At 55.2% G+C, this 26,605-nt stretch carries 15 protein-coding genes; 14 read left to right on the forward strand and 1 reads right to left on the reverse strand.

The window, feature by feature from the left end; translation table 11 throughout:
- Positions 1-289: 289 nt before the first annotated feature.
- From METTU_RS10730 to darG, 6 genes are all read left to right on the forward strand, one after another.
- Positions 290-1,717, forward strand: a complete 1,428-nt coding sequence (locus METTU_RS10730) for an arylsulfotransferase family protein (RefSeq protein ID WP_006891557.1) — start codon at positions 290-292, stop codon at positions 1,715-1,717.
- 38 nt (positions 1,718-1,755) lie between these two features.
- Positions 1,756-2,217, forward strand: a complete 462-nt coding sequence (locus METTU_RS10735; RefSeq protein WP_006891558.1) for a cupin domain-containing protein — start codon at positions 1,756-1,758, stop codon at positions 2,215-2,217.
- Between the two features lie 254 nt (positions 2,218-2,471).
- Entirely contained in the window at positions 2,472-2,618 is a 147-nt protein-coding gene (locus METTU_RS24955) for a type I restriction-modification system subunit M N-terminal domain-containing protein (protein WP_367301503.1), read from the forward strand.
- Positions 2,619-2,775: 157 nt separating this feature from the next.
- Positions 2,776-3,336, forward strand: coding sequence for a DarT ssDNA thymidine ADP-ribosyltransferase family protein (locus METTU_RS10740; RefSeq protein WP_006891559.1), 561 nt, complete (start codon positions 2,776-2,778; stop codon positions 3,334-3,336).
- Positions 3,333-3,977, forward strand: a complete 645-nt coding sequence (darT, locus tag METTU_RS10745; RefSeq protein WP_006891561.1) for a type II toxin-antitoxin system toxin DNA ADP-ribosyl transferase DarT — start codon at positions 3,333-3,335, stop codon at positions 3,975-3,977. The genes METTU_RS10740 and darT overlap by 4 nt, the downstream gene beginning before the upstream one ends.
- Positions 3,978-5,069, forward strand: a complete 1,092-nt coding sequence (gene darG / locus METTU_RS10750) for a type II toxin-antitoxin system antitoxin DNA ADP-ribosyl glycohydrolase DarG (protein WP_006891563.1) — start codon at positions 3,978-3,980, stop codon at positions 5,067-5,069.
- A 285-nt stretch (positions 5,070-5,354) separates the two neighbouring features.
- Here the strand turns inward: darG and ilvD are convergent, their stop codons facing one another.
- Positions 5,355-7,208, reverse strand: coding sequence for a dihydroxy-acid dehydratase (gene ilvD / locus METTU_RS10755; RefSeq protein WP_006891564.1), 1,854 nt, complete (start codon positions 7,206-7,208; stop codon positions 5,355-5,357).
- 572 nt (positions 7,209-7,780) lie between these two features.
- On the opposite strand from ilvD, the gene METTU_RS10760 reads away from it, so the two are divergent.
- From METTU_RS10760 to METTU_RS10810, 8 genes are all read left to right on the forward strand, one after another.
- Complete coding sequence (locus tag METTU_RS10760) at positions 7,781-11,071, forward strand: efflux RND transporter permease subunit (protein WP_254257891.1); 3,291 nt, start codon at positions 7,781-7,783, stop codon at positions 11,069-11,071.
- Positions 11,072-11,078: 7 nt separating this feature from the next.
- Positions 11,079-12,293, forward strand: a complete 1,215-nt coding sequence (locus tag METTU_RS10765) for an efflux RND transporter periplasmic adaptor subunit (protein ID WP_006891566.1) — start codon at positions 11,079-11,081, stop codon at positions 12,291-12,293.
- A 756-nt stretch (positions 12,294-13,049) separates the two neighbouring features.
- A complete protein-coding gene (locus tag METTU_RS10770; protein ID WP_006891567.1) occupies positions 13,050-14,513 on the forward strand; it encodes an MBL fold metallo-hydrolase in 1,464 nt (487 codons plus the stop codon).
- A gap of 814 nt (positions 14,514-15,327) precedes the next feature.
- Entirely contained in the window at positions 15,328-15,975 is a 648-nt protein-coding gene (locus METTU_RS10775) for a TetR/AcrR family transcriptional regulator (RefSeq protein WP_006891568.1), read from the forward strand.
- Between the two features lie 11 nt (positions 15,976-15,986).
- Positions 15,987-17,252, forward strand: a complete 1,266-nt coding sequence (locus tag METTU_RS10780; RefSeq protein ID WP_006891569.1) for an MdtA/MuxA family multidrug efflux RND transporter periplasmic adaptor subunit — start codon at positions 15,987-15,989, stop codon at positions 17,250-17,252.
- A gap of 619 nt (positions 17,253-17,871) precedes the next feature.
- A complete protein-coding gene (locus METTU_RS10790) occupies positions 17,872-20,997 on the forward strand; it encodes an MdtB/MuxB family multidrug efflux RND transporter permease subunit (protein WP_006891571.1) in 3,126 nt (1,041 codons plus the stop codon).
- Positions 20,998-21,376: 379 nt separating this feature from the next.
- Positions 21,377-24,493, forward strand: a complete 3,117-nt coding sequence (locus METTU_RS10800; RefSeq protein ID WP_006891573.1) for a multidrug efflux RND transporter permease subunit — start codon at positions 21,377-21,379, stop codon at positions 24,491-24,493.
- Between the two features lie 292 nt (positions 24,494-24,785).
- Complete coding sequence (locus tag METTU_RS10810) at positions 24,786-26,264, forward strand: efflux transporter outer membrane subunit (RefSeq protein WP_006891576.1); 1,479 nt, start codon at positions 24,786-24,788, stop codon at positions 26,262-26,264.
- Positions 26,265-26,605 lie beyond the last annotated feature (341 nt).

Raw genomic sequence — 26,605 nt, forward strand, 5'->3', positions numbered from 1 at the left:
GCGATAACAGCAGAATCAATTAACGCTCAGTTAAAAAGCAACTGTTGAATTACGTTCACTTCGTTGCTGATAGGCTGCGCATTGCTCAACAAGTCGGCGTGGTCGCGACCTGATAAGTGTCGGTTTTTTGCGGCGGCGAAAGCTTGCACAGCCTCCGGCAATCAGCGCTGGCTATGACTCGATCCAAGTCCGCGTGACTTTATCCTGTGCTCGTTTCTTATGCTGGCTTGGTAATTGCTTTGTCGTTGTGGCGAGCGCTTGCTTTATCAATCACTAACGGAATCAATACATGACGCTGACAACTACTTTTAAGACGCTACATAACAGCCCCGGTAGCAGAGCCCGGTTTTCACCGGTTTTATCCCAAGCGATGCTGGGTGCAGTCGGCGTCATGTTAAGCATCTCTGCAAGCGCAGCCCCCAGCATCTACCCCACCGGCACGACACGTTACGATCCGGCCAAGGCCTTGAATTCCTTCGTGCTGTTTACCGGCGGCGACAACATCGCTCACCTGATCGACCTGAACGGCAATTCGGTGCATGAATGGAGAGACGCGGCCAGCCACAGCACGCTGATCGATCCGGCTGTGAACGGCGGCAAACTTGGCCATGTGTTTGTGACGCTGGATATGACCGAAGGCAAGGGGACCGATTTGGTGCCGGGGCAGGTGAGTCGGCGGGTTGCCAAGACCGTCGGCGAACTGGATTGGGACGGCAAAACCGTTTGGTCGTTCGGCGACAAAGCGCCCGGCGGAGCCGCCCAGCAACATCATGATTGGGCGCGGCTGCCGAACGGCAATACTGTCGTGCTGGCTAACCTCGTGCATCCGGTAAAAGGCTTTAAGCAGCCGCAGGTGCTGGACGATGTCGTTTATGAAGTCAACCCGGCCGGAGAGGTGGTCTGGAAATGGATCGCATCCGAGCATATCAACGAATTCGGTTTCAGTCCGGCCGAACTCAAGCTGGTGCGCAATGCCGATATTGCCGACTACCTGCATGTCAACAACCTCAAAGTGGTCGGTCCCAATCGCTGGTTTGCGGCTGGTGACAAACGTTTCGATCCCGAAAACCTGCTGTTCGACGCCCGTAACGCCAACTTCATCGCGATCATCGACAAAAAGACCGGCAAGATTGTCTGGAGGCTTGGGCCGCACTATAAAGCCGCCAGCGAAGAGCAAGCGCAGCCGCGCAATGTGCCGAGGCCGGTCGACCAGATCAGCGCCCAGCACGACGCCCATATCATTCCCGAAGGCCTGCCCGGCGCCGGTAACTTGTTGGTATTCGACAATCAAGGCTTGGCCGGCTACCCGACGGCGGCGGTTCCCAGGACCGGCGGCTCTCGGGTGCTGGAAATCGATCCGGTCAAGAACGAGATCGTTTGGCAGTACACCGGCGAAGATTCCGGCGGCCCCGCCTGGTCGTTTCGCAGCACCCATATCAGCGCCGCCCGCCGCTTGCCGAACGGCAATACGTTTATCGATGAAGGCCAGAGTGGCCGCTTGTTCCAGGTGACTCGCGACGGTGACATCGTTTGGGAATACGTCAATCCTTATTCCCGTATCGGCAAGGATAAGCTGACCGGCCGGGCCACCGCCAACAATCAGCTGTATCGCGGCCAGCCGGTGCCTTATGAGTGGGTACCGGCCGGTACGCCGCATTCCGAAAAAGCGGTGATTCCGCCTGAGTTAAGTCAGGCCAGCATTCCGCCTGGGCCTTGATCTGCGGCCGAATCATGCATTATCACTGGAGAATTTATATGTTGGGTTTTATTAACGTTCAACGCTTAGCGCTGGCAACCTGCTTGGTCCTGAGTTTCGGTTCCGTGTCGGCAGCCGATCTCGATCCCAAGGCTATTTCGATCAAGCTGCCCGATGACATTAAATGGGTCGCCAATCCCAGCGGCTCGGAAACCGCTGTATTGGTCGGCGACCCGTCCAAACTGGGGCTTTATGTGGTGCTGAACAAATGGAAAGCGCATCACAACAGCAAGCCGCATTCGCATCCGAACGACCGTTTTATTACCGTGATTTCCGGTACTTGGTGGGTCGGCACCGGCACCGATTACAACCCGGACAATTTGAAGCCGGTTCCGGCGGGTAGTTTCGTTACCCACTATGGCAACGAAGTCCATTACGACGGCGCCAAGGATGGCGATACCATTTTGCAAATCGTCGGTATCGGACCTGCGACCTCAACCCCGGCGGTACCGGCAAAATAACGGGTGTGGAGCAATTGCCAAGAGCGTAGAGAAGCCTATCCATGACTTTATGATTATGATGGGTTTCGCTGCCGCTCTACCCTAAGGATCTGAACAATCGGTAAAAAAACTCGTGGATTCAGGGTGAGCCGTATAAAATTACATAGTTCAATACCGTAAACTTTCTTGTCTAGATTGGTGCAACAGCCATTAGCTAATCAAAAATAGAAAGAATCGATGCCTCATCAAAGCTTACCCAGACTTGCCTTGAAAATCTGTTACTTAATGTCTGCGATGATTTACGCGACAATATGGATGCCAGTGAATATAAGGAATATATTTTTGGTATGCTGCTTCTCAAACGTGCCATCGATCTGTTTGGCCAGTGGAGGAAAGAATTGATAAAAGCATGGTATGTCTGATGATCGCTGAACAAGTATTAATTTATAAGCGAAACTAACACCTTATCAGGCTATTCAAAAAGAGAGTGCGTAGTTGGAAAATTGAAATGGCAAAAGCTTGGTTTGGTGCAAGATTTACTTATGGGAAAATCACAGTTACAAATAAGAGATGGTAATTATGCCTGACATAGAAGATCAAAAACTTTTGTATCACTTAACCAGCATTAAAAATATTGGCCCAATACTTGCCGATGGGCTCAAACCTCGAGCAGAGTTAAAGAATTTTGATGATGTTGCTGATTCAGAGATTATTGTTAATCGTCGACACTTGTCACTTGAAAATTTTGTGCCGTTTCACTGGTTTGCTCGTAATCCTTTTGATGGACGTGTGCAAGCAGATCGACCAAATGATCTATTTGTACTTATCACTGTTGAACGAACTTTAGCAGTAAGTAGAAACTGGAAAGTTATTCCATATCATCCTTTATCTGCTGGAAACATTGAGCTAATGGACTATTCCAAAGGCTTTGCTGCAATCGATTGGGATACGATGAATCGAAGAGACTATCACGACCCACTCTGTAAGAGTATCTGTATGGCTGAGTGTTTGTCGCCGATAACAGTATCACCAGATGATTTTTTCAATATATTTGTTTATTGTGACGACAGCGTTTCTTATGTAAGACGTTTTGATCGTCAAATAAAGATTACAAAAAACGAGCGAATGTTTTTGCCATGATTTACAAAAATCTCAATGCTGAGAAAGCGCTAATCTGGCGTATCGTCCATCGCGACAACCTGTCGTGGATTTTGGATAATGGCTTACATTGTGCAAATTCTAAGACGTTATCACCAAATTACATCAATATTGGTAACTCTGATTTGATCGATAAGCGCCGCCATAGGGTAGTGCCGATTGCGCCAAGCGGCACACTAGCAGACTATGTGCCGTTCTATTTCACACCGTTTTCAGTCATGATGCTAAATATTCATTCGGGCCGGGGGGGGGTGCCGCGACGCCGAAATGAGGAAATTGTGATCTTGGTGTCCAATCTGCATCACGTGCATTCCATCGGATTGCCATTTTTGTTTACAAACGCTCACGCTTATCCGAACTGGACTAATTATTACAGTAACTTGGCGCAGTTATACAATATTGATTGGGATATCCTGCAACGCCGGGATTTTAAACGTGACCCAGATGATCTAAGAAAAATGGAACGTTATCAGGCGGAAGCTTTAATATTTAAACACTTACCGATTAATGGCATACTAGGTATTGTATGCTATACAGAACAACTAAAACATGACATTGAACAGCAGGTTCAGGATCGTAACCTGATGTTAGAAGTTTATGCCCGTACTAAGTGGTATTTTTAAATGATTACATTTACACAAGGCAATTTGCTGGAAGCTCCAGTAGAAGCACTGGTTAATACAGTCAATACAGTTGGCGTGATGGGTAAAGGCATCGCACTGATGTTTAAGGAACGTTTTGCTGAGAACTTCCATTTGTATGCAATGGCTTGCAAGGCCAAGCAGGTGCAGACTGGCAGTATGTTTGTGACAGAAGTGCATGAACTAGGTGATGGCCCGCGCTGGATTATCAATTTTCCCACCAAGCAGCATTGGCGCGCGTCATCACGTATGGAGTGGATTATCGATGGGCTGCAAGATTTACGCCGATTTCTTGTCGAACAGCATGTTAAATCGGTTGCTATCCCGCCTCTGGGCGCGGGCAACGGTGGCTTGGAATGGGCCGCCGTGCGGATGCAAATCGAGAGGGCTTTGGGCAATCTTGATGTTGAGATTCTGGTATTTGAGCCTACCCAGAAATACCAAAATGTCGCCAAACGCACCGGTGTGGAAAAGTTGACTCCTGCCCGTGCTTTGATCGCCGAATTGGTACGCTGCTATTGGGTGCTGGGCATGGAATGCAGTTTGCTGGAGATACAAAAGCTGGCGTGGTTTCTGGAACGAGCTATAGAGCAATTTTCTCCAGGAGACAATCCGTTAAACTTGCAATTTGTTGCGCACAAATACGGCCCTTACGCTAATCGGTTAAGCCACTTACTGAACAACTTGGATGGTAGTTATCTGCATTGTGATAAGCGTATCAGTGACACCGATCCGCTCGATGTGATCTGGTTTGATGATGAACGCAAGGCTTACTTGCAGACTTACTTGAAAACAGAGGCAAAGGCTTATATACCAGCGCTTGAGTATACGACCGCATTGATCGACGGTTTTGAATCGCCATTCGGTATGGAGCTATTAGCCACCGTGGACTGGCTTCTTAGTAAAGAAAACGTCGCGCCTACGGTTGAGGCTATATATGAAGGCTTGAAACGCTGGCCAGCCGGCGCAGCGGAGCGAAAATCTCGTCTTTTCGATAGGCATACTATTGGTATTGCATTGGAACGCTTGATCCATCCGCCCATTCCGCAACGGCCTGAGGTGGTGGATGTTTGAATACACGGAAGCCAAGTAGGCTACGTTGTGCGTTACGAGACAGTCCGGTAGGGGCGCATCGCGCCCCATTTACAAATACCAAAATAATCGGAGGTAAAGCATTCCGACGGACAATCCATTTCGAGAACAAAAATATCCAGTACGGTTGGATTCCGAAATGGGGCGCGATGCGCCCCCTACTTAATGGAAGTCGCCTGAATAGAGCTTTGCGGAATCCGAAGTTTCGTAGCCCCAATCATCCCGGATTTCGCTACGCTTCATCCAGACTACTCGTTTAAATCAATTTTATTTTCGTTCGACTTGCGAAACGTCCCTAATCGCCCCTTTAGCAGCCGACGTGGTCATCGCGGCATAAGCCCTGAGCGCGGCGGACACTGTCCTTTTACGGTCGACCGGCTTCCAGGCCTGCACGCCTTTAGCTTCCATCCCGGCACGGCGTTGTTCCAGTTCTTCCACTGTGACCGCCAAGTGGATACGGCGGTTGGGAATATCAATCTCGATGGTGTCGCCTTCTTCGACCAATCCAATCGCGCCGCCTTCGGCTGCTTCAGGTGAGGCGTGGCCGATAGAAAGCCCCGATGTGCCGCCGGAGAAGCGTCCATCGGTCAGCAGGGCGCAGGCTTTGCCCAGACCCTTGGACTTCAGGTAGCTGGTCGGGTAAAGCATTTCCTGCATGCCCGGCCCGCCCTTGGGGCCTTCGTAACGGATAACCACGACGTCACCGGCGACGATTTCGTCATTCAAAATAGCTGCCACGGAAGCATCCTGGCTTTCGAAAATGCGGGCACGGCCTGTGAACTTGAGTGAGTTGTCGTCCACACCGGCGGTCTTAACGATGCAGCCGTCCAGCGCAATGTTGCCGTGCAATACGGCCAAGCCGCCGTCCTGCGAATAGGCATGCGCCTTGTCGCGGATGCAGCCCTCGGCGCGGTCGTCGTCCAAGGTCGGGTAGCGCACTGATTGCGAGAAGGCAATGGTGGTTGGAATACCGCCGGGCGCGGCACGGAAGAAGTCTTTGACCGTCTCGTCCTGGCTGCGTTGGATGTCCCACTGGTCTAGCGCCGCAGCCATGCTCGGCGCATGAACCGTCGGCACATCGCGGTTGATTACGCCGGCGCGGTCCAGTTCGCCCAGAATACCCATCACGCCACCGGCGCGATGTACATCTTCCATGTGGTATTTCTGGCTGGCCGGAGCCACCTTGGACAGGCAAGGCACGCGGCGCGAAATGGCGTCGATGTCGGCCATGGTGAAATCCACGCCGGCCTCATGGGCGGCGGCCAACAGGTGCAGTACGGTGTTGGTGGAACCGCCCATCGCAACATCCAGGCTCATCGCGTTTTGGAATGCGTCGAAAGTGGCGATGGAACGCGGCAGCACAGAGGCGTCGTCCTGTTCGTAATAGCGTTTGCTCAGCTCGACGATGGTGCGTCCGGCACGTAGAAACAGCTGTTTTCTATCGGTATGGGTAGCGACGATGGAGCCGTTGCCCGGCAACGATAGGCCCAGCGCTTCGGTCAGACAGTTCATCGAGTTGGCGGTGAACATGCCGGAACAGGAACCGCAAGTCGGACAGGCGGAGCGTTCCACGGCGGCGACCTGTTCGTCGCTGATCCTGTCGTCGGCAGCTTCCACCATCGCGTCGACCAGATCCAGGGCGCGGGTTTGCCCGTTCCAGACCACTTTTCCGGCTTCCATCGGGCCGCCGGACACGAAGATAGCCGGAATATTCAGGCGCAGTGCGGCCATCAGCATACCGGGGGTGATTTTGTCGCAGTTGGAGATGCACACCAGCGCGTCGGCACAGTGGGCATTGACCATGTATTCCACGCTATCGGCGATCAGGTCGCGGCTGGGCAGCGAATACAACATTCCGTCGTGGCCCATGGCGATGCCGTCGTCCACGGCGATGGTGTTGAATTCCTTGGCTACGCCGCCCGCTTTTTCGATTTCGCGGGCCACCAGTTGCCCCATGTCCTTGAGGTGCACATGGCCGGGTACAAACTGGGTAAACGAGTTGGCAATGGCGATGATGGGCTTGGTGAAATCCTCCTCCTTCATCCCTGTGGCTCGCCACAGCGCCCTTGCGCCTGCCATATTGCGGCCGTGGGTGGTAGTGCGGGAACGGTATTGTGGCATGGCGGACCTCGGTAGAATCTTAAAGGAATTGAAGGGGGTAAAGCCTTGCAATTCTACTTCAATCGCGCACGTAGCGCCACATGGGCCGTGCGATTGAGGGGTTCGACATACCGGCCGGCAATAGCTCCTGCATTGCTCTATCTCCTACATCCTTGTAGTCGTCGGCAACTGCTCCGATAGAGGCAGCGCTTCAACAAAAGCTGCTGGAATTTCAGCATGACTGGGCCGTGTTACAAAACAGACCAATCGCTTCTTACTACCAAAGGCAACATTATCGTACCTTCAGGTGCCGTTTTCCCTGATTAAAGCCGACGGGTATGCCTCTTGCTCCGTTCGAAACGTTGCAAGTTAGACCTTCCAGGTTTTTAAAACCTGGAAGGTCTGCCTGTCGGCATGTTTCTCACCTAATGTTAGGTGAGGGACTGTAGGAAGGACGACATCCCGCAGATACGTATGTATATCAATGAACGTAGTGCGTGGGAACGAGACAAGAGGCCGGTACTTGCCTGGATACCTAGGGTGTATAGCTAAGCTGGAGAAGGAATAGCCAAGCGATGCCGCCTTGCTGGTATGTGAATTGCATACATTCAGATATTTGTTGTCTTTGCAGGGGAAACGATAGTTTAAAAACGGCTAGACCTTTCAGAGCCGGCTCGTTACTTAATCGAATCTCCCGAGAAACCATGTGGATTGTTAATATTGCACTACGCCGCCCTTATACCTTTATTGTGGCGGCGCTACTCATTCTTTTGTCCACTCCTTATGTGTTGCGCAACATGCCGACCGATATATTTCCGGATATCGACATTCCGGTGGTGGCGATGTTGTGGGATTACAAGGGCATGAATTCCAAGGAAATCGCGGACCGTCTTACCGGTTCGGTCGAGCGTTCGATGTCGTTGATTGACGGTATCGAACATAGCGAATCGGTGTCGTATGCAGGATCGGCAGTTATCAAGGTGTTTTTCCATCCCGGCACCGACATTCGCACTGCAATTGCTCAGGTGATGTCCAGCAGCAACTCGGTTTATCGCTCGTTACCGGCCAGCACCGCCCCGCCCCAGGTTATACAGTATTCGGCTTCCGATTTGCCGTTGGTGCAGTTGGGCATCTCCAGCAGCATCGTGCCGGAGACGGAAGTCAACGACCTGACCAATAACATCGTCCGGAACTTCCTTCAGTCCAAACCGGGGGTTGCCTCGACCAATCCGTTCGGCTCCAAGAGTCGTCAGGTGACGGTCGATATTGATCCGGCGGCATTGCTCGCCCGCGGACTGACTCCGTCCGACCTAGTCGATGCGATGGCCGTGCAGAACCTGATTTTGCCGACCGGAACGATCAAGGTCGGTTCGACCGAATACGACGTTACCCTGAACGGCGCAATTGCCGCGATTCCCCGCATCGGCGACATTCCGGTGCGCACGGTCAACGGCACGACCACGCTGATCCGCGACGTCGCCAATGTGCGCGACGGCTCGGCGCCGCAGACCACCATCGCACGCCAGAACGGCGAACGCGGCATTCTTACTTCCATTTTTAAAAGGGGCAAGGTATCGACGCTGGATGTCGTCGATCATGTGAGACAGTCTATCCCTAAAATGCTTGCGCAAATGCCCGAAGGCATCAACATGAAACTGATGTTCGACCAGTCGCTGTTCGTCAAGGCGGCAATCGGCAACGTGATCCACGAGGGCTTGATCGCCGCCGGTTTAACCGCCGCGATGATACTGCTGTTCCTCGGCAACTGGCGGAGCACCTGCATCATCGCGGTGTCGATCCCGCTATCGATCATGTGCTCGCTGATTGTGCTGTACCTGATCGGCGAAACCATCAACCTGATGACCATGGGCGGTTTGGCGCTGGCCGTGGGCGTATTGGTCGACGATGCGACCGTCGAAATCGAAAACATCGAGCGGCAAATGTTGATGGGCAAAAATCCGCGCCAGGCTATTCTCGATGGTGCCGCGGAAATCGCGATGCCGGCTTTCGTGTCGACCTTGTGTATCTGCATCGTGTTCGTGCCGATGTTCTTCCTTACCGGCGTTGCGCATAGCCTGTTCGTGCCGATGGCCGAGGCGGTGGTGTTCGCGATGCTGGCGTCCTACCTGCTGTCGCGTACGCTGGTGCCGACGCTGGTGATGTATATGATGGCCGGGCATCATGGCCGCAAGCACCAGCCGCCGGCCAACGCCATTGCCCGCATTTTCAAGCAAACCCACCACGCCTTTGAGCATGGCTTCGAGGTTTTCCGGGAGCAGTATGTGGTTCTGTTGAGCCATTTGCTTAATCATCGCTTGCGTTACGGTTCCGCTTTTTTGGGATTCTGCCTGTTGTCGCTGACGCTGGTGCCGCTGCTCGGTCAGGATTTGTTTTCGGCGGTCGATGCAGGTCAAATCAGGCTGCATGTTCGCGCGCCGTCGGGGACGCGGATAGAAGAGATGCCCAGCCGGATAGACGCGGTGGAAAAAGCGATCCGCGAGCGCATTCCGGCGCACGAACTGGGCGATGTGCTGGATATTATCGGCGGGCCCTACAGTACGCGTAATACGCTGTTCGGCAACTCGGGCACGGTCGAAACCGCCGATACCGAAATCATGATTTCCCTGCGTCCCGGCGATCACGCGCCGAGCGTCGACTATATCAAGGATTTGCGCGCCGAATTGCCGCGCCGTTTCCCCGGACTCGAATTCTTTTTCCAACCCGCCGACCAAGTCAGTCAAACACTGAACTTCGGCATTCCGGCGCCTATCGACATCCAGTTTGTCGGCGGCAAGCCCGAAGAGATCATGCCGTTGGTCGTGGAACTGAATAACCGGCTGCGGCAAATTTCCGGCATCGTCGACGCACACATCTACCAACGCACCAACCGGCCGTCGCTGGATCTGGAGATGAACCGTTCGCAGCTTCAGCAACTGGGACTTTCGGCGCGCGACGTCGCGCAAAACCTGCTGCTCACGCTGAGCGGCAGCATGCAAACCGCGCCGACCTATTGGTTGAATCCCGCCAACGGCAACACGGTCAACATCGGCGTGATGGGCAATCCGCTCGATCTCGACAGCATCGAAGCGCTGATGCGGACGCCGGTGGGCGGCGACAATGACCGTCAGCCGCAATTGCTGGGCAATCTGGTGACGATGAAGCGTTCGGTGCAACCTGCGGCAGTGACTCACTTCAACTCGAATAACGTTTTTAATATTTACGCGAATGTCGAGGGCCGGGACTTGGGTTCGGTCAGTGTCGATATCGATCGACTGATCGAGGACAGCCGGGCCAAATTGCCGCGCGGCGTTGAACTGGCGGTGCGCGGGCAGATCCAGACGCTCAACAGTTCGTTTATCGGGCTGGCGACCGGATTGGCCGTGGCTATTGTCTTGTTGTACTTGTTGCTGGTGGTCAATTTTCAATCCTGGCTCGATCCGATGATTATCGTCAGCGCGTTACCGGCGGCGCTGGCCGGGATCGCCTGGACCTTGTTTCTGACCGGAACCACGCTGAGCATTCCCGCTTTGACCGGCAGCATCATGTCGATGGGCGTGGTCACCGCCAACAGCATTCTGGTGGTTTCTTTCGCCCGCACCCGGCTGGCCGACGGCGTGCCGCCGGTGACAGCAGCGCTGGAAGCCGGAGCCACACGCTTGCGGCCCGTCATGATGACCGCTTTTGCGATGATCGTCGGCATGCTGCCGATGGCTGTCGGCTGGGGCGAGGGCGCCGAACAGAACGCGCCGCTGGGCCGCGCGGTCATCGGCGGGTTGGCGTTCGCCACGGTGTCCACATTGCTGTTTGTGCCGATTGTTTTCGCCGGCGCGCATCGCTGGCTTGAACATCGCCATTCGACTCGACCTATCCTTATCACTGAATGAAACCGTCATGAGTAATTATCAAAATCCTGTCTTTGCTTTACCCTCTCATCCGCAACGGACGCTGATTATTGTCAGGCGATTCGGCTTCGGGCTGTTGTTGTTTTTACTGCTGGCCGGAGGCTGGCGACTGGTGATTAACCGAAGCGAGGCCGAGAGCTTGCGGCAGCGCACCGAGGCCAGCCTGTCGCGCAGCGTCATCGCAGTGCGCTCCAAGCCGGGCGAGGTATCGCGCAAGATTGTGTTGCCTGCCAGTTTGCGCGGAAACACCGAAACGCAGCTCTATGCCCGCAGCAACGGATACCTGAGCGCCTGGCACAAGACCATCGGCGACCAGGTCAAGAAAGGCGAGCTGCTGGCCGTGATCGACGTTCCCGAATTGGAGCAGGAGCTGGCCCAGGCACATGCCGCGGCGGCACAGATCAAAGTCAGGCTGGAATTGGCGCGTTCGACATTGAAGCGATGGACGCTGCTGAAAGACACCGACAGCGTGGTTCAACAGGAGTTCGACGAAAAACGTAGCGCCGTCCTACAGGCGGAAGCCGACCTGGCGGCGGCCCAAGTCAACGTTAAACGGCTTGAAAAAGTTGAGGATTATCGCCGCATTGTCGCGCCGTTTTCGGGGGTTATTACGCGCCGGAGCGTCGATGTGGGCAGCCTGATCAACGCGGGCAGCCAGGAATTGTTCGCGCTGACGCAAATCGATCCGCTCCGCCTGACCGTCTGGGTTCCTCAAGCTTACGCGGACGATGTCAAGATAGGGCAGGACGTGGCGGTGCGCCCTGCCGATGCGCAAGGTAAGTCCGTCTCCGCGCGTGTCGAGCATGTTGCAGGCGCCCTGGACCCTGTTAATCGTTCACGGCAGGTGGATATTTCGCTACCCAATAAAGACGGGAAATTATTGCCCGGCTCCTATGTGGAAATCTCGATCAACGTGGTTGGCAGCAAAACCAGTCCGTTGGTTGTGCCTGCCAATGTGCTGGTTATCGATCAGGCGGGTACGCATGTCGTTATTGTCGATGCCGAAAAACGCATCGCGTTTCGTCCGGTAAAGCTGGGTCGCGATTTCGGGCGAGAAGTCGAAGTTTTGGAAGGTATGGGGCCCAGCGATGTGCTGGTCGCCAGTCCGTCGGATTTGCTGGTCGAAGGCGAGACGGTCAGCGTGGTGGAAGTACAGAAAAAACCGGATGACAAAGCTAAGGAAAAGAGCGTTGCCAAATTATGATCGATGTTATGGATTGTCCACGAAAAGCACGAAAAAAACAGCCGGGACGACCTTTATCCGTATGCGTAGGGCGCGCCGTGCGCGCCTTTTATTGTTCCCACTCCGGAGCGTCACTGCCATTAAGTTAAGGATTTTAGTGAGCGCTAGTTCCCAAGCTCCAGCTTGGGAATTCAGTGTGGGAAGCTCCAGCTTCCCGTCTCACGAAGCTGGAGCTTCGTCAACTGGGTTACCAAGCTGGAGCTTGGGAACCAGCGTAAAGAGTGTCGCTAAATTGTGATAATGCCGGACGAGGCATGTTGCTTAGTTCGAAACGCCCCGCCTGTTCAGAACGTTGCTATTTAGACCTTCCAGGTTTTTAAAACCTGGAAGGTCTGCCTATCGGCCTGTTCCTCGCCTAACGCCAGGTGAGGGACTGTCGGAATGACGATGTTCCGCTTGCTCAAAAGAAATAATCCGTTTAAATCCGCCTAATCAGTGTCGCCTAGAGGCGCCTACTTTTGGCATCCGTGTTCTGTTTTTCAACACAGCAGCAAAACTGCCCCGATAGAAGCAGCGCTTCAACAAAAGCTGCTGGAATTTCAGCATGACTGGGCCGTGTTACAAAACAGATCAATCGCCTCTTGCCGCCCAAGGCAACATTACCGTGCCTTCAGATGTCCTTTTCCCTGATCAAAGTCGACTGGTATGCCTCTTGCTTTGTACTTGGCTGGCTCTTCATATTTATTTTTCCACCATATTCAAACCCAAGGGGGTTTCATGCATAGATCGATATACACCGCTGTTGGCTTGGCAGTCGCATTGACTGGGGCGGGATGCAGTTTGCTGCAACCGCAGGGCTTGCAGGCGGCGTCTGAGGCCTCGGGTGCCGACAGCATTAAATCCATCGAATTTTCAGGCAGCGGGCGTTGGTACCAGTTCGGTCAAGCGCCGAATCCGGATTTATCCTGGCCGCCGTTCGACGTGAAAAACTTTACCGCCGACATCAATTACGACACCGCCAGTGCGCGGGTGCAGATCACCCGCAGCCAGGTCGTGGAACCCGGCCGCTTGCGTCCTGCGCCGGTCGAGCAAAAGGTCGACCAATACGTCAGCGGCGGCACCGCCTGGAACGTGGCTGCTGCCGGTAATGCGGCTCCGGCGCCAAGCGCTCAACCGACAGCTGTTGAAGAGCGTCTGGCGGAAATCTGGGCAAGCCCGCAAGGCTTCCTGAAAGCGGCGCAAGCCAACCATGCCGTTTCGAAGGCTGTCGATAACGGCACCGAAGTATCGTTCAGCATTGCCGACAAGTATCGCTATGTCGGCACCATCAACGCCAACAACCAGGTCGAGCGGGTGCAGACCTGGATCGACAATCCTGTACTCGGCGACACGCTGGTCGAAACTCTATACACCGATTACAAAGACTTCGGCGGCATCCAGTTTCCCGCTCACATCGTCCGCAATCAGGGCGGCTATCCGGTGCTGGACATCAATGTCTCGGCAGTCAAGGCGAACCCGCCAGTTGACATTGCGGTACCCCAGCAAGTCGCCAAAGCACCGGCTGTGGTAGTGACCGCCAACAAGCTGGCCGAGGGCGTTTACTACCTGACCGGCGGCAGTCATCACAGCGTCGCCATCGATCAGCGCGACCATATTGTGCTGGTCGAAGCGCCGCAGAATGAAGAGCGCTCGCAGGCCGTCATCGCCAAACTCAAGGAGATCATTCCCAACAAGCCGATCAAATATCTGGTCAACACCCATGCCCACTTCGACCATTCGGGCGGTTTACGCACTTTTGTCGATGAAGGGGCTGCGATCGTAACGCTGCAACCGAATCAAACTTATTACGAGAAAGTTTGGGCTGCGTCGCATACCATCAATCCCGATCGTTTGGCTAAGTCGCTTAAGCCTGCGCGCTTCGAGAGTTTTACCGGCAAACATGTACTTTCGGACGGTAAGCGCAATATCGAGATCCACTCAATTGCGGGCAGCGGACACAACGATGCGTTCGTATTGGTCTATCTGCCGAACGAGAAAATTCTGGTCGAAGCCGATGCTTATACGCCTCCCGCCGCTAATGCGCCGCCACCGGCCAAGCCTAATCCTTATTCAGTGAATCTTTACCAGAACATCCAGAAACTGAAACTGGATGTCGGTCAGATTGCTGCCTTGCACGGTCCGCGCGTGGTCACGCTGGCCGATCTGCGTACCGCCATTGGCCTGCCCAAAGCCGTCAAATAACCGGCCAGACTCGGATCAGGGCAACAGTGCAATGCTTTTGCCTTGATCTATTTGGCCTGTCTCCAGTCGTCAAAAATAGAACGCAGATGACGCTGATGACTATGATTAACACGGATTTTTTATGAATATTCTGTGTCTATCATAAGCATCAGCGTCATCTGCGTTCCATTGTATTTTCATTCATATATTGAGCTTGTCAGATGACAGCGGTAACAGATGGGTGCAATTAAAAGTGCGGTTTGAACTCAAAGTAAATGGTCACTAACATAGATGTTACGCAAATTGTACTATCGTCATCCCGGCAGGGATTGCCGGGATCCAGAGCACAAGGATGTGCTTAAGTATGCGTATGTAAAAACAGCGCGAAAGTGTTCTTCCGCTATTAAATGCCGATTAATCAAACTGCGTTGTCCTCAGTGTAGCAAGACTTGTGGCCTACTTTGATATTGCCATCCATGGCATCTGGATCCCGGCAATCCCTGCCGGGATGACGCGTTGTTTAGATGCCCGTGTATTCAACAAGGATAGGTACAAGGAATAGTCTTCTAAAAAACCGCACTTTTAATCACATTCGTAACAAAGTGTGGCCTAACAGACAGCGTCTGCACAGCCACTGCTGATTTTCAAACAATCGCCGATTGATTCTGAATAAAATCCAAATAAAATCAACACCGTAAAGCTTGGTACAAAGCTTGCTAAATAAAAAATATATTTGGAATGCCATGAAACTGATATATGATTTTTAAAAAATCAAATGCGCATTTGAATTTATGATTTCAATTGCCAAATGTAATCCTGTTTCCAACTTTCCTACATGACGAACCTTAAAACCACCAAGTCGGAACAAACTCGCAACCGACTATTAACCGCAGCCAGCCGGATCTTTGCCGAGAAAGGTTTTCAGGAAGCGACGATCGCCGAAATCTGCGAGCAGGCGAAAGCCAATATCGCCTCGGTTAATTATCATTTTCGCGATAAGGAAACCCTTTACCTGGAATCCTGGCGTTTTGCTTTTAACCAGGAACTTGACTTGTATCCGCCCGACGGCGGGCTGATGGACGACGCATCGGCGGAACAACGGCTGGCCGGGCGGATTAAATCCCTGGTCAGACGTATGGGCGATGAAAACTCCTATTCGTTTGCGATTATTCATAAGGAAATGGCGCAGCCCACCCGGTTGCTGGCCGATATTCTGGAAAAGGAAATCAATCCGCAACGCCTGCAAATGTTCGCCTTGCTGAAAGAGTGCCTGGGACAGGCGGCCAGCGAGCGACAAATCCAATACTGCCACGCCAGCATCATGGGCCAATGTTTTCAACTGTTGCGGTTAAAGCACATGCAAGGCGCCCGGCCGTTTCGCAGCCATCCCAGCGATTTGAGCGACATCAAGGCCTTTGCCGAACACGTCGTGCAATTCTCGCTGGCCGGTATTCAAGCCATTCGCTCTCAAACCCTTAATTAAAAAACGTTCGTATGAGTCAAGACAATCGCCACGAATTACGCCCGCTCGCCAACCGCCGCCGCGCTTTTTTACTGCCCGGATCGCTGATCGTGCTGGCGCTTATCGCCGCAGGTTTTTATTTCCAGCATTCGTCATCGCCCGACGAAAAATCCGCTTCCAAGGGCGGCAAACGCGGTCACGACGAAGACGCACCGGCGGTAGTGGCGATAGAAAGCGCAGGCAAAGCCGATTTTCCGGTGTACCTGAACGGCTTGGGTACGGTAACCGCATTGCGCACCGTGACCGTGCGGCCCCGGGTTGACGGCGAACTGGTGCGGGTCGTGTTCAGCGAAGGCCAGATGGTCAAGGAAGGCGATTTGCTGGCCGAAATCGATCCGCGCCCGTTCCAGGTACAGTTGCAGCAGGTCGAAGGGCAGCTGATGCGCGATGAAGCTTTGCTGAAAAATGCCCAAATAGACCATGACCGTTATCAGACGCTGTTGGAGCAGGATTCTATTTCCGCCCAACAAACCATGACCCAGGAAGCACAGGTCAAACAGTATCAAGGCATTGTGGAAATGGATAAAGCCCAGGTCAATAACGCCAAACTCCAGCTCAGTTATGCCCGGCTGACCGCGCCGATTTCCGGACGGGTCGGGTTGCGCCAGATCGACCAGGGCAATATCGTCCATGCCAACGATACCAACGGCCTGGTGGTGATTACCCAGCTCCAGCCGGTCAGCGTGGTGTTTACCCTGCCTGAAGACAATGTGCAAGCGGTGGTGCAGCGTTGGCGTTCCAACGAAGCGGTCCGCGTCGAAGCCTATGACCGGGCCGGTAAAACCAAGCTGGCCGACGGAAAATTGCTGGCGCTCGATAACCAGATCGATCCCACCACCGGTACGCTGAAGTTGAAAGCGCAATTCGACAATAACGAGCGCACACTGTTCGCCAATCAATTCGTCAACATCAAAATGCACCTGGATACTTTGCCCGGCGTGACAGTGGTTTCCAGCGCCGCCATTCAGCACGATACCCAGGGCTCGTTTGTCTACGTGGTCGGCCAGGAAAAAACCGCACAAGTGCGCCGCATCACCTTGGGGCCGACCGAAGGGGACAAGGTTGCGGTACTCAGTAATCTTGCCGCCGACGAAACGGTGGTGGTGGACGGCGTCGACAAGCTACACGAAGGCAGCCGGGTCGATATTGCCCAAAAAAACGGGCTGGCCGTGGCGGCGGATCCGAATATGCAGGCCAAGCCCGAAGGCACGTCGCGTAAAAAAGATAAGCGTCCTTGACTATGAACTCAGCAAACTATACCTGCTCTCGTTCCCACGAGCTCCGTGGGAATGCAGTCAAGGCGCGCTGCGCCGCGAATCACGATCAGCGTCTGGCGTTACGGGACGCAGCGCGTCCTGCACTGCATTCCCACGCGGCGCGTGGGAACGAGGATAAAATAAGACAAAAAGCCTTATTTGATTCCCTCATCCCAGTCTTCTCCCTGAGGGAGAAGGGGCTATCCATCCTTAACTTAATGGCAGATGTAGGCCGGAATAAGGCCATCCAAGCGCATAGCGCGAGGTGGCGTTTCCGGCGAATTTGGATGATGTTTGCCGGAAACGCCAGTTCTCGCTATCGCTCGAACCGGCTTATTCCGGCCTACTTCTGCGTTACGCGGGTTCCCAAGCTCCAGCTTCCCGTACTGAATTCCCAAGCTGGAGCTTGGGAACTAGCACAAACAGGAGTGCAAGCTTTGCTTGCGCTTGCAGGCGAAGCCTGCACTCCAGCCTTCGTGCGGGTTCCAACTGGAAATTTACCCCTCGTTCCCACGAGCCGCTTGGGAATCTTCTCGTTGCTCTCGTTCCCACGAGGCGGCGATCTAACGGCAGCGACGCAGCGCATGGGAACGAGACAAATATGACACCCTCAAACCATACCCTGCCGAAGTTCAACCCGTCCCGGCTGTTCATCCTGCGCCCGGTGGCGACTTCGCTGCTGATGGTGGCGATGCTGCTGGTCGGTATCCTGGCTTATCGGATGTTACCGGTGTCGGCATTGCCGCAAGTCGATTATCCGACCATACAGGTGGTGACCTTGTATCCGGGCGCCAGTCCCGAGGTCATGACTTCGGTGGTCACCGCGCCGCTGGAGCGCCAGTTCGGCCAGATGCCGGGACTGACCCAGATGTCGTCGACCAGCTCCGGCGGCGCGTCGGTGATTACCCTGCAATTCAACCTGAACCTGGATTTGGATATTGCCGAACAAACCGTGCAGGCGGCGATTAATGCCGCAGCCAACTTCCTGCCGAACGACTTGCCGCAAGCGCCGATTTACAGCAAGGTCAATCCGGCCGACACGCCGATCATGACGCTGGCGGTCAGCTCCAAAGCCTTGCCGTTGTTCAAGGTCGAAGATTTGGTCGATACCCGCTTGGCGCAGAAAATCGCCCAGCTCTCCGGCGTCGGCATGGTCAGTATCAGCGGCGGACAAAGGCCTGCGGTGCGGATTCAAGCCAATCATAAAGCGCTGGCCGCTTACGGCATCAGCCTGGAAGACGTGCGCAGCGCGATCGCCGCCGCTAACGTCAACCAGCCCAAAGGCATGTTCAACGGGCCGATGCGCTCGGCGATTATCGACAGCAACGACCAGTTGCGCTCGGCGGCGGAATACCAGGATTTAGTGGTGGCTTACCGCAACGCTGCGCCGGTGCGGCTGTCCGAAGTCGCCGAAGTGATCGACGGCGCGGAAAATGTCCGGCTGGCGGCCTGGGCGAACAAGGATGCGGCGGTGATCGTCAACATCCAGCGCCAGCCCGGCGCGAACGTGATCGAGGTGGTTGACCGCATCAAGGAACTGCTGCCGAAATTGCAGGCGTCGTTGCCGCTGAGCGTCGAAGTGCTGCCGCTGACCGACCGCACCGTAACCATCCGCGCCTCGGTGCATGATGTGCAGTTCGAGTTGCTGCTGGCGGTGGCGCTGGTGGTGATGGTGATTTTCCTGTTCCTGCGCAACGTCCCGGCGACGATCATTCCGGGCGTCGCGGTGCCTCTGTCTCTGGTCGGCACCTTTGCGGTGATGTATCTGGCCGAGTTCAGCATCAACAACCTGACGCTGATGGCGCTGACCATCGCTACCGGTTTCGTGGTCGACGACGCGATCGTGGTTATCGAGAATATCTCCCGCTATATCGAGCGCGGCGAATCGCCGTTGAAAGCCGCGCTGAAAGGCTCCGAACAAATCGGCTTTACCATTATTTCGCTGACTTTTTCGCTGGTTGCGGTGCTGATTCCGTTGCTGTTCATGGGCGACGTGGTCGGCCGCTTGTTCAGGGAATTTGCGATCACGCTGGCGGTGGCGATCCTGATTTCCGCCATCGTATCGCTGACGTTGACGCCAATGATGTGCGCCAAGCTGCTGCATCCGCATGAAGAGCATGCCGAAAAGCCCGGCGACGATTGGTTCGACAAGCTGATTGCCGCTTACGGCCGCAGCCTGGAATGGGTTATGCAGCGGCAAGTCCTGACCATGTCGGTGTTTTTCGCCACCGCCGCATTGACCGTGGCGTTGTACATCTTCATCCCGAAGGGATTTTTCCCGGTACAGGATACCGGCATCATTCAGGGTTTTTCCGAAGCGCCGCAAAGCGTGTCCTTTTCGGCGATGGCCGAGCATCAGCAAAAGTTGGCCGCACTGCTGCTTGAGGACCCGGCTGTAGACAGCCTGTCGTCGTTCATCGGCGTCGACGGCGTTAATACCACGCCCAACGCCGGACGCTTCCTGATCAACCTGAAACCGCTGGCCGAACGCAAACTGAGCGCAACCGAAGTGATCGCCCGGCTGAAACCCAAACTGGCCGTGCTGACCGGAGTGACCTTGTATTTGCAGCCGGTGCAGGATCTGACCATGGAAAACCGGGTCAGCCGCACCCAGTACCAGTTCACGCTGGAGACGCCTGATATTGACGAATTGAACCGCTGGACGCATAAGCTTGTGGCGGCACTTTCCGGTCAGCCGGAGTTTGCCGATGTGACCAGCGATGTGCAGGATCAGGGTCAACAAGTCTATGTCAACATCGACCGCAGCACCGCCAGCCGTTTCGGCGTCACTACCGCGGCGATCGATAATGCGCTGTACAGCGCCTATGGGCAACGGCTGGTATCGACTATTTTCACCCAGTCCAACCAGTACCGGGTGGTGCTTGAAGTCGATCCGGCCGAGCAAACTTCGCCGGAAGCTCTGAACGATTTACGGATTCCTTCCAGTAACGGCACGCAGGTGCCGCTGTCGGCGATAGCCGAATTATCGGAACGGCCGACGCCGCTGTCGATCAACCATCTCGACCAGTTTCCGGTAGCGACGCTGTCTTTTAACCTGGCGCCGGGCGCGGCGCTGGGCGATGCGGTGAAGGCGATCGACCGCATCAAGCAGGAGATCGATTTGCCGTTGAGTATCCGCACCAGTTACCAGGGCGCGGCGCTGGCGTTTCAAGCTTCGTTGGGCAATACCCTGTGGCTGATCCTGGCCGCCATCGTCACCGTGTACATCGTGCTCGGCGTGCTGTACGAAAGCTATATCCACCCGATCACCATTCTGTCCACGCTACCTTCCGCGGGTGTCGGGGCATTGCTGGCCTTGATGATTTCCGGCGGCGATCTGGGCATTATCGGCATTATCGGTATTATTTTGTTGATCGGCATCGTCAAGAAGAACGCGATCATGATGATCGATTTCGCGCTGGATGCCGAGCGCAAGCAAGGCATGTCGCCGGAAGATGCGATTTTTCAAGCCTGCCTGCTGCGCTTTCGGCCGATCCTGATGACTACGTTGGCGGCATTGCTCGGCGCGTTGCCGTTGATGCTGGGCAGCGGCGTCGGCTCGGAGTTGCGCCATCCGTTGGGCATTACCATGGTCGGCGGCTTGCTGCTCAGCCAGCTATTGACCTTGTATACCACGCCGGTGATTTATTTATGGATGGATAGTCTGGCCCGGCGCGTGAATGGCTGGCTGCGGTTGAATCCGGCTGAAAGCGACGGAAATTTGTGATGAATTTAAGATCCTTAATTAGTCCACGAAAAACACGAAAGACACGAAAAAAGCAGGATGTTGTATTGGCATACCAATGCCGGTCGGGGTTTGTAACCCCGACCGAAACGTTTCAAGGAATCAATAGATTACGAAACGTGAGTGACGGGGTTGCAAACCCCGTCACTCTAAGGGATGTTGCTCCCTCTCCTGCTGGAGAGGGTTGGGGAGAGGAGAATAAAAATAACTATTTATATCCCCCTCATCCCAACCTTCTCCCTCAAGGGAGAAGGAGTGGGTACTTTTGTGTAGACGCCTATGCCTTTTGGGGTAGCGATCTACAAATTGGTCTCCCCCAGAACATTTTCGTGCTTTTCGTGTCTTTCGTGGACAAAAAACTATGAACCTGTCGGCACTGTTCATTTACCGCCCGGTCGCTACCAGTCTGCTGACCTTGGCCATCGTTCTGGCCGGTATTCTGGCTTTCCTGAATTTACCGGTGTCGTCGCTGCCGCAGGTGGATTTTCCGACCATCAATGTGCAGGCCCAGTTGCCGGGAGCCAGCGCCGAAACTATGGCGGCCACGGTCGCCACGCCGCTGGAACGGGCCTTGGGACGCATCGCCGGTATTACCGAAATGACTTCCAGCAGCTCGCAAGGCTCCTCTCAGATTACCCTGCAATTCGACCTGGATCGCGACATCAACGGCGCGGCCCGCGATGTGCAGGCGGCGATCAATGCTGCGGCCAGCCTGTTGCCTACCAGTATGCCCAATCGTCCCAGTTACCGGCGGGATAATCCGTCCGACTCGCCGATCCTGATACTGGCGCTGACTTCAGACACCCTGAGCCGAGGCCAGATGTACGATGCGGCCTCGACCATCCTGGCGCAGAAAATATCGCAGATTCCCGGCATCGGCCAGGTACAGATCGGCGGTGCGGCATTACCGGCGGTGCGGGTCGAACTGAACCCCAATGCGCTGACCAAATACGGCATCGGCCTGGAGGATGTCAGAAACACCATTACCCAAACCAACATCTCCCGGCCGAAAGGCGTGCTGGAAAACGATGAGCAACGCTGGCAGATTCAGGCCAACGACCAGGCTCGCAAAGCGGCGGATTACCTGCCGCTGATCGTCAGTTACCGCAACGGCGCGCCGGTCAGGATTGCCGATCTCGGCGAGGTGGTCGATTCGGTCGAGGACTTGCGCAATACCGGCTTGAAAAACGGCAAGCAGTCGGTGCTGCTGATTCTCAGGAAGCAGCCGTTGGCCAACGTGATTCAAACCGTCGACCAGGTACAGGCCCTATTGCCGGAACTGCGCGCCTCGATCCCCAGCGCGATCGACCTGTCGGTGGTTATCGACCGGTCGCTGACCATCCGGGCGTCGATTACCGAAGTCGAGCACAGTTTGTTGATCGCCATCGTGCTGGTCATCCTTGTGGTGCTGGTGTTCTTGCGAGACCTGCGTTCTACGCTGGTGCCGATTATTGCGGTGCCGGCGTCCTTGCTCGGCGCTTGTGCGGCCATGTATTTTTTCAACTACAGCCTGAATAACCTGACCTTGATGGCGCTGACCATCGCCACCGGCTTTGTGGTCGACGACGCTATCGTGGTGTTGGAAAACACCAGCCGCCATATCGAAAAAGGCGTGGCGCCGTTCAAGGCCGCGCTGTTGGCCGCCAAGGAAGTCGGCTTTACGGTGATGGCGATGAGCGTGTCGCTGGTCGCGGTGTTCCTGCCGATTTTGCTGATGGGCGGCGTGGTCGGCCGCTTGTTCAGGGAATTTGCGGTGACGCTGTCGGCGGCGGTGCTGGTGTCGCTGCTGATTTCGCTGACCGTCACGCCGATGCTGTGCGCGCGTTGGGTGGGCAGGGAAAGTCCGCAGCATGGCCGCATCTATCAAGGCATAGGCCGGGCATTCGACCGGGTGCAGGGTGCTTACGAAAGTTCGCTGCGCTGGGCGTTGCGTCACGGCCGTATCATGATGCTGATCTTGCTAGGCACCATAGGCCTCAATGTTTATCTGTACACCATCATCGACAAAGGCTTTTTCCCGACTCAGGACGGCGGCAGGTTGCTGGGCGAGGTTCAAACCGATCAAGGCACTTCTTTTTGGGCCTTGCAGAAAAAATTCTTCGAGATTTCCGAGCTGTTGCGACAGGATCCGGCGGTCAATATTGTGGCCGGGTTTGCCGGTAGCCAACAGAGCGGTAATAGCGCCCGAGTCTTCGTGGTGCTGAAGCCGCACGAGGAGCGGGAGCCCATTGAAGAAGTGATGGGCCGTTTGCGCGAGAAGGTCAAGCGCATTCCCGGCGCGGAGTTGCATATGTTCGCGGCGCAAGAACTGCGTATCGGCGGCCGACCCTCGTTCGGCTCGTTCGACTACGCCTTGCAATCCGACGATCTGGGCCTGCTCCGGGAGTGGATGCCGAAAGTGGTCGCCGCACTGTCCAAGCTGCCGGAACTCAGCGACGTCAGCTCCAGTCAGCAAGACAAGGGGCAGCAGATCGGCTTGGTGGTCAACCGGGATATGGCGTCGCGCTACGGCGTCAGCCAGGCCATGATCGACGCCAGCCTTAACGACGCTTTCGGCCAGCGCCAGGTTTCGGTGATCTATAATCCGCTGAATCAGTACCGGGTAGTCATGGAATTGGCCCCGGAATATTGGCAAAGTCCCGAAGCCTTGAAGCAGGTGTATATCAGCGTACCGGCCAAGCGCTTGCCGTCCGGCGAACAACCGGGCGCAGGCCAGGTGCCGTTGTCGGCGCTGGCCGGTTTTGCGCCAACCAACACGCCGCTGTCGGTCAATCATCAAGGCCAGTTCGCCGCCGCCACATTGTCGTTTAATCTTAAGCCCGGCACCTCGCTGTCCACCGCCACCCAACTGATCGAAAAAACCATGCGCGACATCGGTGTGCCGAATGCCGTTCAAGGCAGTTTTCAGGGTTCGGCCAAAGCTTTCAAGGAATCGTTACGCAACCAGCCTTTTTTGATTCTGGCCGCGTTGTTCAGCATCTACATCGTGCTGGGCGTACTCTACGAAAGCTATATCCACCCGCTGACCATTCTGTCCACGCTGCCTTCCGCAGGCGTCGGCGCGCTGCTGGCGTTGATGGCTTGCGGTACCGAATTCAGCATCATCGCGCTGATCGGCGTGATTTTGCTGATCGGCATCGTCAAGAAGAACGCGATCATGATGATCGACTTTGCATTGTATGCCGAACGCGAGCACGGCCTGGATTCTCGCGAGGCGATTTTTCAAGCCTGCCTGCTGCGCTTTCGGCCGATCATGATGACGACGCTGGCCGCGCTGTTCGGTGCGCTGCCGCTGGCGCTGGGCACCGGTTACGGCGCGGAACTGCGCCAACCGTTGGGCATTTCCATCGTCGGCGGGCTGATTTTTAGCCAGATGCTGACGCTGTATACGACACCGGTCGTCTACCTTTACCTGGATCGTTTCCGGCTGTGGTTTGGTGGCCGCTTTCGAAGCAGACAAAATCTTTCAATACAATGAACGCCCAAATTTCTTATTCACCACGAAGACACGAAGAGATGAAACTCCGTGTACTCGGCGACTCACAAGCCGGACGGAACATGTTGTTCCGTCCGGAACGCAAGGCGTTTCCTCGTTCCCACGCGCTGCGTGGGAATGCAGTCAAGGCGCGCTGCGCCGCGAGTCGCGCGGGTCAACAAGCTGAAATACAGAGCATCTCTAAGCAGGACGCAGCGCGTCCCATCCTGCATTCCCACGCAGCGCGTGGGAACGAGACAATCTTTCAATACAATGAACTCAATACGAGATTTACATGACAGTTCGCATTAGCCACCCCCTGATTTATGCCCTATTAACCGCACAACTGGCCGGTTGCACGGTAGGTCCCGACTATGTCCGCCCCGAAGCCAAGATTTCCAATGAGTTCAAGGAAAGCAAAGGCTGGAAACAGGCCCAGCCCCGCGACAATGTGCTGTCCGGCAAATGGTGGGAAATTTTCAACGATCCCCGGCTTAATAAATTGGAAGAACAGGTCGCCGCCGCCAACCAGTCGATCATCCAGGCCGAGGCGCAATACCGTCAAGCCCAGCATCTGGTGCAATCGGCGCAATCCGGTTTTTTCCCGATACTCAACCTGACCGGCACGACCAACCGTTTCCGCGCCGCCAGCGGCCAAAGCGTGGCGGTGTCGGGGGTCAGGAACCTGTTCGGCGTCGCCGGGGCAATTGCCTGGGAGCCGGATTTATGGGGCAGCGTCAGTCGCCAGGTTGAAGCCAACACCGGCAGCGCCCAAGCCAGCGCCGCCACCTTGCAGGCATTGCGGCTGTCCAGCGAAGCGACATTGGCCGACGATTACTTTCAGTTAAAGGCCTTGGATGCGCAAAAAGCGTTGCTGGATGAAACCGTGGATGCTTACAGCCGGACCCTGCAAATCATCAAAAACCGTTATGCGGTCGGCATGGTCGCCAAGAGCGATGTGATGCAGGCCGAGACCCAGCTGGAATCGGTGCGCGCCCAAGCCATCAATCTCGGCGTACAACGGGCTAAACTGGAGCATGCGATTGCGGTATTGATCGGCAAGACCCCGGCGGAATTGTCCTTGGCTTCTGCGCCGCTGGACGTGCAGCCGCCGTCGATTCCGGTCAGCCTGCCTTCGGAGCTGCTGGAACGGCGTCCCGACATTGCCGCCGCCGAACGCAAAATCGCCGCCGCCAATGCCCAGATCGGCGTAGCCAAAGCGGCTTATTACCCGAGCTTGAATCTGGCCGTCACCAATGGTTTTCAAACCTCCACCTTGGATAATTTGTTCAAGGCGGCCAGCCGCTATTGGGCGCTGGGTCCGGCCGGTGCGGCGTTGACGGTATTCGACGGCGGTGCTAAAAACGCCCAGTACAAGCAGGCGATCGACGGTTTTGATGCCAATGTCGCCGCTTACCGGCAAACGGTGCTGACCGGTTTCCAGGAAGTGGAAGACAATCTGGCCGCTTTACGGATACTGGAGGAAGAAAAACAGGTGCAGGATAAAGCCGTAGCCGCAGCCAACCAGGCGCTGGCGCTGACCATCAATCAATATCAGGCCGGAACCATCAGTTACCTGAATGTGATGACCGCGCAAACCGCCGCTTTGTCCAACCGGCAGACCGCCGTACAACTGCACAGCAACCGGATGTCTGCCACGGTGCAACTGGTCAAAGCCTTGGGCGGCGGCTGGAATGTGGCGATGCTGCCCAGTCCCGACCAAGCGGGCGGCGAAGTTAAGTGGACGGATTATTTGATATTTCCGGTGGAGTGATTTGTCTCGTTCCCGCGCAGCATGTGGGAACGAGGAAAACCCGTAGGCCGGAATAAGACCATCCAAGCGTGTAGCGCGAGGTGGCGTTTCCGGCGAGTTTGGGTGGTGTTTGCCGGAAACGCCTGTTCTCGCTGTCGCTCGAACCGGCTTATTCCGGCCTACGGGGCTACGGAGCTAGTTGGAATTAATAGTCAGGTTCAAGAACGGCTGTCAGGCAATTTTGAATAATAAGCTGTGAATCGCGTCTATGGCATCACGCACATATGCGCAACCAGCTCGACCTATATGATGGGGTAAAGGTAAACTATGGCAAATTCGGCGATTTGTCGGCAGAGTCGGAG

The sequence above is a fragment of the Methylobacter tundripaludum SV96 genome, from assembly GCF_000190755.2.
Lineage (GTDB): Bacteria > Pseudomonadota > Gammaproteobacteria > Methylococcales > Methylomonadaceae > Methylobacter_A > Methylobacter_A tundripaludum.

Excerpts from the sequence above, each read along its gene's own strand:
- METTU_RS10730 (WP_006891557.1), top strand. The coding sequence starts at position 290 with ATGACGCTGACAACTACTTTTAAGACGCTACATAACAGCCCCGGTAGC.
- METTU_RS10735 (WP_006891558.1), top strand. The coding sequence starts at position 1,756 with ATGTTGGGTTTTATTAACGTTCAACGCTTAGCGCTGGCAACCTGCTTG.
- METTU_RS10740 (WP_006891559.1), top strand. The coding sequence starts at position 2,776 with ATGCCTGACATAGAAGATCAAAAACTTTTGTATCACTTAACCAGCATT.
- darT (WP_006891561.1), top strand. The coding sequence starts at position 3,333 with ATGATTTACAAAAATCTCAATGCTGAGAAAGCGCTAATCTGGCGTATC.
- darG (WP_006891563.1), top strand. The coding sequence starts at position 3,978 with ATGATTACATTTACACAAGGCAATTTGCTGGAAGCTCCAGTAGAAGCA.
- ilvD (WP_006891564.1), bottom strand. The coding sequence starts at position 7,208 with ATGCCACAATACCGTTCCCGCACTACCACCCACGGCCGCAATATGGCA.
- METTU_RS10765 (WP_006891566.1), top strand. The coding sequence starts at position 11,079 with ATGAGTAATTATCAAAATCCTGTCTTTGCTTTACCCTCTCATCCGCAA.
- METTU_RS10770 (WP_006891567.1), top strand. The coding sequence starts at position 13,050 with ATGCATAGATCGATATACACCGCTGTTGGCTTGGCAGTCGCATTGACT.
- METTU_RS10775 (WP_006891568.1), top strand. The coding sequence starts at position 15,328 with ATGACGAACCTTAAAACCACCAAGTCGGAACAAACTCGCAACCGACTA.
- METTU_RS10780 (WP_006891569.1), top strand. The coding sequence starts at position 15,987 with ATGAGTCAAGACAATCGCCACGAATTACGCCCGCTCGCCAACCGCCGC.
- METTU_RS10790 (WP_006891571.1), top strand. The coding sequence starts at position 17,872 with ATGACACCCTCAAACCATACCCTGCCGAAGTTCAACCCGTCCCGGCTG.
- METTU_RS10800 (WP_006891573.1), top strand. The coding sequence starts at position 21,377 with ATGAACCTGTCGGCACTGTTCATTTACCGCCCGGTCGCTACCAGTCTG.
- METTU_RS10810 (WP_006891576.1), top strand. The coding sequence starts at position 24,786 with ATGACAGTTCGCATTAGCCACCCCCTGATTTATGCCCTATTAACCGCA.